Source organism: Leptospira weilii (assembly GCF_006874765.1).
GTDB classification, from domain to species: domain Bacteria; phylum Spirochaetota; class Leptospiria; order Leptospirales; family Leptospiraceae; genus Leptospira; species Leptospira weilii.
This window is the reverse complement of the sequence record NZ_CP040840.1, coordinates 3,512,501-3,525,000: the sequence shown is the minus strand read 5'-3', so window position 1 is coordinate 3,525,000 and position 12,500 is coordinate 3,512,501. Positions and strand designations below refer to the sequence as shown.

The following is a 12,500-nucleotide window of genomic DNA, read 5'->3' as shown; positions in this document are numbered from 1 at the left end:
CGGTCTTACAACTTCTCATTAATTTTTTTTCGTTTCGTCATTTCAAATTTCGATGGTTTTCTTCCGGAGTGATACTTCCCATCTTTTATGTAGTTTCCAGAAACTGTACGATCGAGTTCCCCGGGATATTGAAAACGGATCAGGTTTACGCGAGAGTTTCCTCTTTAAATCTGAAAATCGAGTTTTTTCCCCTCTTCAAAGGAAAGTTGAGAATCTCCTCTTCTCTATTCAAAAATTTTCATATGGATTATACGAATATCATCAGTTCTTATAAAAAAATAGGGCTGATGCCTAAACGTGGAAAGATCGTATTTCAGAATATGAGAATGGAAAACGGATCGATTTCGATTGTGGATAAAACTTTAACTCCTACTTATACGATTCAATTGCACGATATTGCGATCGAAGGCGGATACATGGATTCCGGATCTCCCCTTGAAGTTCTGTTTAGAACCAAAAGCGGAACTTGTAGGCTCGGTAAAAGAGGTTTCCTAAAAATCGGAGTATTAGACGGAGAAACGAGAGGATTTTTGTCGTTAAGCGACATCACTTGGTCGGAACTTGCGGGGTTACAAGTGATTCCGCTTCCTTTTCTCAAAAATAGGGTTCGAATTTATGTGGAATTCAAACATATCAATTCGGACGAAACTACTTTGGAAGGAACTCTGATACACTTTGCCCCACATTCTCAAGATAAACCAGAACAGAGTTATCCGTTTCATTTTACGATTGTATGGCAGAATTATAACTTACCTTTCGATCTCGCGCTTAGAGAGTTAGTATTGGAATTGTTCCTCAAAATCAAATTGAAAGGAGTAATGACGAGGATGCTTCAAACCGTAGCAAAAGGGTTATATACGCTTATAGGAAGAAATCGTTCTTACAAAAGCGATTCGCTTTGAATTCTAAATACATAATAAACTTATAATATAATTTTTTTTTCGGTCTGCGATCGAAAGGCCCGAGTTCTTTCTCGGTTGCGTTTTGTTTCGATCTTTTGCGCGAAAGTTTTTCCAATGATGACTTTTTCATAATTGGCCGTCAGGGCTTTACAGTGTTTTAGGTCGAATGGGAATATCTAGTAGAGGAACTCAAGCTACCTATTTGGTTTTCCTTACTTTTGTAATTGGGAATATTTTCTTCTCGGAAAGCCTTTGGAGATTTTTTAACTTCTTTCAGAAATGCCCTGTGAAATGCGGAAGAAGAACTAAAACCGACGGCCATTCCGATCGAAAGAATGGAACGGTCGGACTCGTCGAGTAGCATGGCTTTCGCCTCTTTTACCCTGTGGCGATTGATAAAAGAATTGAAATTCATTCCCATGTGTTCGTTTAAAAAAGCGGAGAGATGATGTACGGAAAGACCCATCTCCGACGCTAAAGAAGGAAGCCGAAGTTCTTCATTCAGATGGATTCTTTCACTCTGCATCAATTCCGTGAGTTTACTTTCGACTTTTTCGATGTTAAGGTCTTCCAAAAGAGATTTTTTGTCCTGAACGGAATCTCGTTGAGAAAAATTTTGATCCGAGATTTTTTTTCCAGACAAATCGCCGGTTAGTAAAAGTTCGTTTTGGGTTCTTTGAATGTTGGAGAGCATCGAGATACATTCGCTCAAGATAATTGGGGAAAGAATTAGAAAATAATAATTAATTTTATTGATCGGTTCGATGATTTTTGCGCCTTCAAAATGACGGAACATTTCCGTGAGTTTTATGATGAGCAATAAACCAATGGAAGGAAGAATTTTTATTAGGGTTTCTTTGTTTTTGGCGGAACGTAAAAGAATTAAGACATGAAACAGAAGGCAAATAAAAAATAAAAAGATTCCTAAAGATACTACCTCGGAAAGATTAGGAATTTTGAATTCGCCAAGCAAATCCCAAAGAACAACGATGGCCGCAGTGGAAGCAAAACTGCGCAGAAACAATTTTCGAAGAACCGTAAAATTAGCGTAAACATACCGGAAGTTATCGTTCTTCACGCTTGTGGCGAAACCTATAAACAAAAAAGCAACAGCAATCGAAAAGTAAGTGTAAAAATACTGAGCTAGTTTCTTTGCAAAAGTATTTTCCGAGATAAAAATTGTGGCCGTAAAAGACCAAAAAGTACAGGCCATTAAAAAAAACAGCACCGGGGTAGCGATATTCTTTTGTCTGTTACTTTTGAGAACTCCGAATAGGGCAATGATAGAGTATAACGTTGCCGCTAAAGAATAATATTCAATCTCTTCCACATTCGAATCCTTTTGTTGTTTTTGTTCCTATTGCTCCCAGAAACACTTTTTTCTATAGGGAAGAAATATTTTCTCCGTTTGATTATGCAAACAATTCTTTCAAAATGTACTTTGTTATTCTTATAAGCAAATAATTTTCCCCATATCGGCTATAACAAAATGTTTCCGGGCTTTTGCATGTTTTTTGAGAGTTATAATTTGAACTACCTAAAAGAATCTATAATTGGGGAAGATTGTAATTTTGTTTTTTACTAAAACGATTTTTTGTTTAACTACCGGGAAGTTGAAGGACCGCAACTTCGACTTTTCATAATAAATTGAATCATGCACATGTTTCTTAAATTTTCCTGCGATGGCAGCATAATTAGAGCTGTTGAAAAATTCGATTGTGGGATCAACAAACTGCAAAAGAATTGTGGAAGAAATCAAACAAAATGGGACTTTCTCGAAAATCTATGAGATCTGAAATGGCGAGACAACGGTGATTTAACGGATTCAATAGTTGAATGATAAAATTTTCACGTTGTATTTTGCAGAACGGAGATTTTATTCTTTTATCAGAATCAAAACGGATGATCGAATTCAAAAATTCTTCTGAGATTCGACTTTACTGATTTCTATATAATAGTTACCATGAATTTGAGACTAATCCCCGTTTAGACGTCTTGTTAATAGTTCCCAATAAGAACGTTTTAATCGGAAACCATAAAAAGAGAAATCTATATGCAGAAACTCAATAGAAGGGAATTCTTGAATTCTTCCGTAAAATTTTTCGTTTTTATCGGCGCTGGCGGGGCGATTGTGCCGAGTTTGACCGGATGTAGTTCCGAGCCGAAGGGAGTCGTGAATGGAAATTTGTCTTTTGTTTCTCTCTCCCAAGTGTTAAATGAATTAGAAATATTCAAAAAATTGAATTCAATTCGAGGGTATGGAGCTTGGGATGCGGGCAAAGTGTTTCTTCACTGCGCTCAATCGATCGAATATTCGATCCAAGGTTATCCTGAAAATAAAAGCGCACTTTTTCAGAATACGATTGGAAAACTCGTCTTTTTAAACTTCGCATCTTCCAAAAAAATGTCCCACGACCTAGAAGCTCCGATACCCGGCGCTACGGAAATACGAATCGGTACGGATTGGAAGAAAAGCCTTTCTATTTTACGGGAAACCATTCTTAAATTTCAAACTTATGACGGAGAGTTGAAACCTCATTTCGCTTACGGAAGTTTATCTAAGGAAGAATACGATTTGGCACACGCGATGCATATCGCCAATCATTTCAGTTTTTTAACGTTTCACTCTTGAAAAGGATAAATTTCGGTTTTGTATTTCGCAAAATGTCTTTTTCCTTTCGGATTTTAAAATCGGCTTACTCTATATTAAAAATTACGGTATCGTATAACAGCGTTTCAAAGTAAATGAGAGAGTTTCTTGAGATGAGTTGTTCTGGAATTCTTCCGATGAAAATCCAGATTCTTAGATTTGAATGGGGAATCTTAGAAATTGGAGTTTGAAAACGAACTTCAAAAGACAGGAATCTTCTTTACGAATTATGCGGGAAACAAATTCTGGAAAGCGATCGATTTGGGGGATTAGCTCAGCTGGTTAGAGCGCTACCTTGACATGGTAGAGGTCACTGGTTCGATCCCAGTATCTCCCACCACCTTTTTGACGCCGTTTTTGGTTATTTCTCGGTTTTTTAAAAATCCGGAAACTCCTTAGTTTTAAAAGAAGATCCGAACAAAATAAAAAAGCTCCGAGTTCGGGAGCTTTCAGGTATCGGTTTGGTTTTTCTTTTTTGATTTAGGAGAATTTAAAAATTCGATTCTTATTCCGCAAAGATTACGGAAATTGTGGGCAGTTTAAAACCGAGAACGGTCGCTAAATCTTTACGAATCTGATCGCGAACGTTTTGTTTGTCTTCCACTAAAAGAGCCTGACGAAGGTAAAATTCGGCGGCCTTTAAATCCACTTCCCCCAAAGCTATGGAAACTCTATAACGAACCGAAGGGCTTTCGCTTTTCAGCATATCGCAGAGGGCGTAAAAATTTTTATCGGCAACTCTCATGATATGAACGATGGAGTTTAAAATCGCCGCTTTGGTAAAATCGTTCTTTTCTTTTTCCAAAGCGGAAACGAGAAAGTTTACGGTTTCCTTGCGGTTCATATATTTCAAACCGTCTGCGGCCGAAGCGCGGATATAGTAGTTCGAATGGCCGAGGGCGTTTACAAGAACGTCTTCGGATTCTTTCGCATAGGGATAACTTCCTATCGTTCTTAAAATTTCACCGGCTGCCATCACCATCGTATAGTCTTCTTTCGAAGTGAAATAAGGTTCGTCCTTCTCTTGGATGGTGGGTTCTAATTTTTTATATTCTTCTATTGTCGGTTTGATCGCAACTTCCAGATCTATTACGGAAAGGGCTTGAGCGATCGTAAATTTGAGATAAGGATGATTTTCAAGAGACTTAGGAGTTTTAGGATTTCCACGAAGCGCATTTAGAAGGGGGCGAACGGCAAGTTTGTTGCTTACAAACTTAAGATAATCTGCGGCGTCTAACTTTTCCTCATAAGAACCGGACTCGAGTTTTCTAACCTGTTCGAAATATACTCTATCGGCGTATTCTACTGCCTTATCTGAGGAGAATAAAGGCAAAACACTGATAGAAAACGAAATGATAGAGATCGAAATATTTTTAAACATGGCATTTCCTCTCTGTTAATATCGGTTTTTGAAATCGTCGGCTTAAAGTTTCAGGCTTCCTTTTCTTTTACACTTTCGGCAATTTTACGGATTTTTTCGGATAGGTCCTCTAGTGGCAGATCGGTTTCCGTGGATTCTTCCAGCTCTTTTCCGATTTTTTTGAGATCTTCTTGAATTCTCAATTTGTTTTCGGAAGCCCTGCTTGCCATGTGCGTAAGGAGATCGTCTCTGTATTCCGTGGCCATTTCAAGTTTAAGTTCGCCTAACGAAATCATGGATTGGAGAATTTTTTCCAACCGATCTCTAGTGAGATAACTCGCGCCGATTCCGCCTAAGACCAATCTGCCGAACAAGGAACTTATGTCTTTCCCGGTTTCTCGAATCAGAGCCGAAAGCATGAAGTTTGAAAATTCTTCGTTCCTTTGTCCCAGAGAAACTTTGAGAAAAGTTTGTCCGAGAATTTTCGGAGTGATATCGGAACCGGACATGTTATCGATCACACGAATTTCTTCGCCGTTGATAATCATGTCCGCTACGTCCTCAAGAGTGATTGTTTTACTCGTCTCGGGATCGTAGAGTCTTCGATTCGCGTATCGTTTTAGAAGTTTCATCTTAATTGGTTGCGTCTTTTGCGCATTGCACAATTCTAGGATTTGCCGAAAAAGTCTTCGGTCAAGCAAAATACCCATGGCAAGCCTATTGTTCGATTGTCTCTTTCTAAACGGGCTTACAAAAAAGGAAGAAAGGTTACTGTTCTCACTTTTGGATTGGAAAGAAATTTCAGTTCAAGAGTGGACCGGAAGATTTCCGGAATCAAATTCCGGGCAAATCGTCGTTCGAAAAACGATCGAGATCGATTCTTTACAAACCGCAATCGATTGGTCGAAACAACCTTTATTGATCGGAAGAATCGAATCTTTTCCGTTAAAGAAATTATTTCAGCAAGGTCTCAACTACTTTTTAGATCTTCAAACCTCTCAGATCATTGATATTCCGTTGGAAAATGTTTCGCAAAGAAAAGGATTGAATTCGATCGTAGTCGGGCCCGATTCGCTTTTGTTTCAAAGAATTCGAGCTCATCTCAAAGTTCTGGGATGGGAAACGATTCCTTGCAGAGAGTTATCCGCGCTCAAGGAAATATTTAAAGAATACGAACCCGGCCTATTTTTCGTGGATTGGGAAAGATTGAACGTTAGGGATACGGTGGATCGGTTGAAGAATCTACCTCAAAGAGGGATTTTTCCGTCCGTGATTGGAATCAGGGACGTAAGACGGGAGAATCTTTTTCGGGATCTTTCCGCCGGAATCGGGGACTTTTGTCGGGAATTATATTCAGAAAAAGAAATATTCGAAATTTTGAATCATTCCATTCCGAATTTGGAGAGCGAAAGTTATAGTTCCGAAAATTTCAAAAGATTAGTTTTTAAGTTTAGAACCGGAATTCAACCTGCCGAAATTCGAGTCGAAAAAACCGCACCGACTCAGTTTTTCGGTTCTCATTTGGAAAAAATCAAACAGAGAAAGATACTCGATTGGATGAATGAGTTTCTTTGAGAGTTTGCGCTTAGAGGCCCCGTCTCAAAACCTTAAAAAGACATCTCTAAACGATCCGGTAAGTTTCTAAAAAAACGTGAGAGTTCTCACAGATGACGTCGTATTGGTTGCTTTCCTATCGTTTAAAATTGTAGTAGTTCTACATTTTGATGTTTTAGTACGGGTTCTTACTACTCGGACGCGTGAAAATGATACTCGAAAATAAGCGGTCGGTTTTGCAAAAGTACAGCGGTTCTCAAAAATTAAGTCAAATCGGGAAATCCCGGCCTTTTAAAGGAAGATTCCAAGATTCCAATATTCTAATTTTCGAAATAAGTTTGTCATAGTATTCTATTCGTGCGTTCGAGTAGTAAGTGGACAAACGACGGTGATTTGCTTACGATCGCATTTAACGTGATTAGGGTCGTAAGAAAGTTTGGGCGAATAAGAAACTAAAGTGTCACCCTTCCTAAGGGCACCACAAGTACTTGAATCCGAAGATAAATCTGTCGGAATTCCGACAAATCCTCTGTGAAAGAAACTTACGCCCCGCAGAGCGACCTATCTCGCGACCCTTCGGGAGCGAGATTTGAGTTTAGGAAAGCTCTGCACCTAAGTTCTTTCAACGCGCCCCTTAGGAAGCGTTGTGTCTGAATTTTCCTGATTTTGGGTGATTGAAGTATATCGAACTCACGTTATTTAAAGACGAGCTAATACCTCACTAAGGTTTAAAAGAACATAATACTTTAATTCCCGTCACAATTGTTGTCGTAGGACTTATCGACCTTTAAGAGAAAGGAATTTCCTTGTTTCGAACTAATTTTTCCGCGAGATCGATTTCCATCGGGTGAGAATAATAGTATCCCTGACCGAAATCACAATTGAGCTCTCGAAGAAGTTTGTGTTGTATTTCGTTCTCCACGCCTTCCACAATGATCGCCTTGCCCATTGCTTGCACCAAATTTACCATGGAAGTAATCACCGCGCGAGTGGAAGTTTGAAAGTAATTGAAAAGAAACATTTTGTCTAGCTTGATATAATCGATCGGAAGGTGAATGAGCCTTCCTAAAGAAGAATATCCTTTTCCGAAATCGTCGATCGCAAACTTAAATCCGTAATCTTTGAGAGAGGCGATAACCTTACCGATTTGGGACTCTCTCGAATCGAAAGAATCTTCCACAATTTCCAAAATGATATGACTCGGTTGGATTTTATAATAGTCGCTCGCCTCTTTAAGCAGCGGAAAGATATTTTTATCGCCGAGTTGTTTCGGAGATATGTTTAAGGATAAGGAGACATTCTCCGATTTTAATATTGAATTTTCGTAATATCGGAACGTTTCCCAGATCATCCATTCTCCGATGGTTTTGATAAAACTGGAACTCTCGGCGATCGAAATGAAACTTCCGGGAAGAAGTTTACCTTTTTCCGGATGATTCCAACGTACCAGAGTTTCCATAGAAAAAAATCGGTTCTCTTTGAGATCGATGATAGGTTGAAAATGAATTTCCAATTCGTTACGGTTTAGTACCTTTCTCAGGTCGATTTCGATTTTCGATTTTTCGAAAGTTGAGGCGATTGCGTTTTGGTCGTAGTAAAACAAGGAGTTTGGACCGAGCAAACAGGATCGCTGGAGAGCCTCTTTTAGAATTCCGAGAGCGTTCATATCCGATCCGGATTTGGAATCGAATTTTGTGTAGCCGATGTTCACGTTGAGATGGAATTCTCTTTCTTCATAAGTGAAAGGAAAATCAAAAAGCATTTGGATGCATTCCGCGAACCATTCCGCTTTGATTTCGGAATCTATATGTGCGGATGAAATTAAAAATTTGTCGCTTTCAATTCTAAATAAATGATCGTTTGGATTCAGATACTTTTTCAATCGATCGGCCACTTTCGTGTAGATATATTCAAAATAAGAATTGTTTTCTTTGGATACGATCGAATCCGGATTGGATATGGAAATCAAAAACGAAAAATGTCCGTTGATGGCGGAGTCGTCTTCGGTGATTTGTTTTCCAAAATGATTTAAAAAATATTTTTGATTGGGAAGATTCGTGTTTCGATCCCAGTGTCCCGTTTCGTATCCGTTTTTGGTTTGGGTATTCGGTTGAGGTTTAAACCGAATCATATAAGAGTCTTCAAAATTGTGAACGCTGAGTCGTAGTTGGAAATTTGTTTCGTCTAAAAAGGAATCTTCGGGGTCTTCGATTTCTTGAAGAAGATGGGATATGTTCGTATCGTTCTCCAAATGTTGATTTTCCTTGGATTTAAGAAGAGGTATTATCTTTTCGTAAAGCACTTGGAAGTTTGGAAAGGACCAAAAATTTTGAAATTTATGATTTGCATATACAGTTTTCCAGTCACGGTCTAAAACAACAATTCCTTCCGTCGACTGATCCGAAAAATACAACAATGATTTTTGTAAGGACGGAGATAGGTTCTGTATTTGCATTCCCATGTATGAAATTGTAACGTCAGATAGCAATAATGAAATCCGTACTATAATTCAAAATGTTTTTTATTATAATTTTATGTATAAAAATGCAATTTTGTTTCAGTTTAGTTCCATGGAAAATTGTTTTTATCTTTTTCCCTTGATAAAATTATTTTGTAGGACAATGAGAATTTTCTCTTGAATGAGAAAATTTTTCCTTTGGGGAAGTTCGCTAATTTACATTTGTTTTTGATAATGAGCTGTGGGAAGGTTTTGTTTTCGGCTTTCCATAGAATTGCGCACGAATTCCGAATGCGGAATAAATTAATCACTTGGCCTCAGAAGAGTTTTTTTCTTTTTGGAATTAAGGTTTTTTATCTTTTCGGCTTATTTTGAACAGTTGTAGAAAAAGATTCATTAAGAGCTGTTCCAAGACTTTAGGATCTGGGAACTTCCAGGTTTTTGTTATAAATTTGTTGGATGATTCCGGCCGGGTTTTTTTAAGGTTTTGGGCAGGCTTTAAATACAAGGATAAAGGTTTTGAACATAGAGTTCTATAAGGTTCAGTACGCCGAAATTCAAAAACTGCTGAACGATATTGAAAAAAGACTTCTTAGGGAAGGGGAAATTTCCGAAGGCATGGACGAACTTTTGCACGAGCTTGCAAGTTTTTCCGCGAGATTGAAGCTTCATCTTAATCTGGAAGAGAATTTGATCTATCCCAAAATCAAAAGTTTACAGATTGAAAATATTTCCTCTCTTGCCGAAAACTTCAGAAGCCGCTCCATCGATCTGAAAAATTCTTTTAAAAAGTACTACTCCAACTGGTTGCTCCCTTCCTCCATTTTAAAAAACGAAAGTCAGTTTCGGGAAGAAACGGAGGAGTTGATTTTCAATTTGAGGGATAAGTTTCGAAAAGAAGAAAATGAAATTTATGTTCTTCTTTAAAGTCGCTTAACGTTTTTCCATCCAGGAAATACATTTCTTTAAAAGATTCTGCATCGTTTTGTATTCCTTTTTTACCGGATATCCGTGTCCCGGTAAAATCCATTCGAAAGAATAGTCCTTCAATTTTTTCATGGAATTGATCTGTTCCGGCCAAGAATACCAACAAACTCCCTTGAAAGCAATTAGGCGGTCCTTTTGAGGATCATAGGCGAGATGGTCTCCCGTAAAAAGAAACCGATCTTCCAATGATAATACCGAGTGTCCTTTTGTATGTCCCGGAGTGGGAATGATTTTGACATCCCTCCCGAGTTTGAATACTGTTTCGCCCTTTAAGACGATTTCCGCGGAAGGAATCGACCTTAGATCGTATTCGTGGATGATTCGGTCACACCCGAATCGTTCCCTGAATTTTTGATGATCGGCGACATCGTCTTGATGGGTTAAAAAATGATAACGGATTCCTCCCAAAGATTCTATCTTACTTGCGAGAGAAGGTACGAATCGGGGAGAATCTACGAGAATATTTCCATCTTCTCTAAGGATGAGATAAGAAAATGCTCCGAAGGAATCTTTTGAATGATAACCGCAATAGTATACGTTTGCTTCAATTTTGGAAGGAAACGTTTTTTTCGCTTCTTTTAGATCCATTCTGTCTTCGGTTCCGATAGAAGTAGTCGGACAGGAAAGCAAGGCTCGAAGCGCTTCGATTTTTTCAGATTCCGTTTCCGGTTGTTTCCTAACGTAAGAACCTCCGTTTTTTTCGAAGAACGTGGATGGTGCGATGATTCTACACGTTTCGCAGTCGATACAGGTGGAATCCACGTAGAAGTTGCCTTCTTGGTTTTCTTGGCGTTTTTTCAACTGATTTGCCACGCTCTTTAGACGCCGATTTCGAGGGCCGTTTCGTTTCGAACGGGATCTAAAAAAAATAATTCCCAAACAACTTGTTTTTGCCCGAATCGGTTCATTTTGGAAATAATTTTTTGAATTTTCCTTTCCCTTGGATTTTAAAAGATTTCTTTTCGCGTCTGTTCAGTTGATACTTTCGTTATCGCGGTTCGACCCAGTTGTTAAGGACATTGATTCATTTGATCGTTTGCGCGTTCGAAAAATATCCGATATTTGCATTTGGTTACGTTATGAAGGTCGTGAGATTGTAATTGAATTGAAACAATTCCCTCATCTGATTGTAATGCAAATGAAATATAGATTTCGGTGGAATTACAAAAAGCTCAAGCAGAGAAGGGGAAAAGGTTGTTAACCGACATCTTGAAATGGAAAAGCAAAAAAAATGTAATAAAAGAAGTAGAAAGTTACAAATCGGTTTTCAGATTTTTGGTTTAATTTTATCCATTGAAACCGGGTTATTCGCCCAAGAAAAACCTACCGGTGGAGATTCTAAACCTACTGAAAAATCGAAAAAGGAATTTTATGAAGACAATGATACCGGTTTGATTTATACAAAACCGGGTCCGAACCGAACTAAAATCGATTCTTTGGGGAAAGAGAATTATCCGGAACGTAAGGATATGCAGCTTCCGAATCATTTCAAACACAGACCTGAAAATATCAATGAAGAGAAACTTGTGATTGCGGCAAGAACTCAGTTCCGCGGCGTCAGTGGGGATCGCCAATCTTCTTTTTCGGGGAACGAAGACTTTCATACTGTAGACGCGAACTTTAGACGACTCCGTCTCGGTTTCTTTTATCAAGGAGCGAAATGGTGGGGCTTTGCGACTCAGCTTCGTTTGGAAAACGCTCTCAATAGCCAGTTTTTAAGAGTCACAAAGAATAAAACTACGGGAGACGTTCAGGACGTCACATTAAACGATGCCCGAGGTTTGATCCATGAGGCTGTAATTTGGGTGAACATTCCGATTCTCAGTTCTCGCATTACTTTAGGGCAGATCAACGTTCCGTTTAACAGAGAGTATATTCAAAGTTCTGCAAATTTCATTTCCTTGGAAAGATCGGTTGTAACGAACATGCTTCCTCAGTTCGATACGGGCGCGATGATTGCAATCCATCCTCTTGAAGCGATCGATAAAAAATATACGCGATATTTGTCTCTTCACGGTTTTGTCGGGAACGGCCACGGTGGCGGAGGAGATTACGGTTACGGTAGAAGACAGGATAATACCGCCGCACGTCAGAACCTTCCTCAATTGCTCGCTCCGATTTATTACGGAAGAGTCCAATACAACGCCTTGGGAGGTCTTATAAAAAGGGGAAATGACATCGGCTGGGTGGAAGGAGACGAGATCTTTCAAGACGATGCGAAATTATCTTTCGGGGCGGCGGTGGCTCAGACTACTCAACTCAAAACTTCTCAACCGGTTCCCGTTGAGTTTCTTCTTAAGGATCAAACCCCGACGAGATTGGCAATTCAACAAACGACTCCCACCGGTGGAATCGATCCCACGGGACTTAAATCCGATTACCTTGCGGACAGAACGATCACGACTCCGGGGCGTCCCAATTTCGGAATCGTCGGTCATACATACGATATGACTTTTACGTGGAAGGGTTTTTATTTGAATGGGGCTTGGAGTAAATTTTCGGGTTCTGCGGCCAACCAAGTGATGAGTTATCACGGTACGATCGGTTATAATTTTCATCTCTACGATTCGAAGTATATTATGCCCGTTT

10 protein-coding genes and 1 tRNA gene (2 of these 11 running past the window's edge) are annotated in these 12,500 nt (G+C 39.0%); 6 read left to right on the top strand and 5 right to left on the bottom strand.

Features of this window, described 5'->3' with window-relative positions; all coding sequences use genetic code 11:
- A protein-coding gene (locus FHG67_RS17225; RefSeq protein WP_004500041.1) for a hypothetical protein crosses the window boundary here: on the top strand, positions 1-902 show its 3' portion. It extends 73 nt beyond the left edge of the window; 902 of the gene's 975 nt are visible here — the last part of the coding sequence; its start codon lies beyond the left edge, outside the window; the stop codon is at positions 900-902.
- A 157-nt stretch (positions 903-1,059) separates the two neighbouring features.
- Here FHG67_RS17225 and FHG67_RS17220 read toward each other — a convergent pair whose 3' ends face one another.
- Positions 1,060-2,232, bottom strand: a complete 1,173-nt coding sequence (locus tag FHG67_RS17220) for a helix-turn-helix domain-containing protein (protein WP_004500125.1) — start codon at positions 2,230-2,232, stop codon at positions 1,060-1,062.
- A gap of 723 nt (positions 2,233-2,955) precedes the next feature.
- Between FHG67_RS17220 and FHG67_RS17210 the strand changes: the two genes are divergently transcribed.
- Both FHG67_RS17210 and FHG67_RS17205 read left to right on the top strand, forming a co-directional pair.
- Positions 2,956-3,534 carry a DUF1569 domain-containing protein gene (locus tag FHG67_RS17210; protein ID WP_002630966.1) on the top strand — a complete coding sequence of 193 codons (579 nt, stop codon included), beginning with the start codon at positions 2,956-2,958 and terminating at the stop codon, positions 3,532-3,534.
- A gap of 281 nt (positions 3,535-3,815) precedes the next feature.
- Positions 3,816-3,892 (top strand) — tRNA-Val (locus tag FHG67_RS17205).
- Positions 3,893-4,057: 165 nt separating this feature from the next.
- Here the strand turns inward: FHG67_RS17205 and FHG67_RS17200 are convergent.
- Complete coding sequence (locus FHG67_RS17200; RefSeq protein ID WP_002630972.1) at positions 4,058-4,933, bottom strand: HEAT repeat domain-containing protein; 876 nt, start codon at positions 4,931-4,933, stop codon at positions 4,058-4,060.
- A gap of 50 nt (positions 4,934-4,983) precedes the next feature.
- Positions 4,984-5,544, bottom strand: a complete 561-nt coding sequence (locus FHG67_RS17195; RefSeq protein ID WP_002630969.1) for a polyhydroxyalkanoate synthesis regulator DNA-binding domain-containing protein — start codon at positions 5,542-5,544, stop codon at positions 4,984-4,986.
- A gap of 76 nt (positions 5,545-5,620) precedes the next feature.
- On the opposite strand from FHG67_RS17195, the gene FHG67_RS17190 reads away from it, so the two are divergent.
- Entirely contained in the window at positions 5,621-6,487 is an 867-nt protein-coding gene (locus FHG67_RS17190) for a hypothetical protein (RefSeq protein ID WP_036058331.1), read from the top strand.
- Positions 6,488-7,253: 766 nt separating this feature from the next.
- Here the strand turns inward: FHG67_RS17190 and FHG67_RS17180 are convergent.
- On the bottom strand, positions 7,254-8,921 hold the full coding sequence (locus FHG67_RS17180) for a GGDEF domain-containing phosphodiesterase (protein ID WP_164481301.1): 1,668 nt from the start codon (positions 8,919-8,921) through the stop codon (positions 7,254-7,256).
- Between the two features lie 522 nt (positions 8,922-9,443).
- On the opposite strand from FHG67_RS17180, the gene FHG67_RS17170 reads away from it, so the two are divergent.
- Complete coding sequence (locus FHG67_RS17170; RefSeq protein WP_004496830.1) at positions 9,444-9,851, top strand: hemerythrin domain-containing protein; 408 nt, start codon at positions 9,444-9,446, stop codon at positions 9,849-9,851.
- A 6-nt stretch (positions 9,852-9,857) separates the two neighbouring features.
- On the opposite strand, the gene FHG67_RS17165 is transcribed toward FHG67_RS17170, so the two are convergent.
- Positions 9,858-10,724, bottom strand: a complete 867-nt coding sequence (locus FHG67_RS17165; protein ID WP_004500070.1) for an MBL fold metallo-hydrolase — start codon at positions 10,722-10,724, stop codon at positions 9,858-9,860.
- Positions 10,725-11,125: 401 nt separating this feature from the next.
- Here FHG67_RS17165 and FHG67_RS17150 point away from each other — a divergent pair, with 401 nt between their 5' ends.
- Positions 11,126-12,500 carry the 5' portion of a hypothetical protein gene (locus FHG67_RS17150; protein WP_004497029.1) on the top strand. 290 nt of this gene lie beyond the right edge of the window, so the window shows 1,375 of its 1,665 coding nt (coding positions 1-1,375); the start codon lies at positions 11,126-11,128; the stop codon falls past the right edge of the window.

Excerpts from the sequence above, each read along its gene's own strand:
- FHG67_RS17210 (WP_002630966.1), top strand. The coding sequence starts at position 2,956 with ATGCAGAAACTCAATAGAAGGGAATTCTTGAATTCTTCCGTAAAATTT.
- FHG67_RS17200 (WP_002630972.1), bottom strand. The coding sequence starts at position 4,933 with ATGTTTAAAAATATTTCGATCTCTATCATTTCGTTTTCTATCAGTGTT.
- FHG67_RS17195 (WP_002630969.1), bottom strand. The coding sequence starts at position 5,544 with ATGAAACTTCTAAAACGATACGCGAATCGAAGACTCTACGATCCCGAG.
- FHG67_RS17190 (WP_036058331.1), top strand. The coding sequence starts at position 5,621 with ATGGCAAGCCTATTGTTCGATTGTCTCTTTCTAAACGGGCTTACAAAA.
- FHG67_RS17180 (WP_164481301.1), bottom strand. The coding sequence starts at position 8,921 with ATGCAAATACAGAACCTATCTCCGTCCTTACAAAAATCATTGTTGTAT.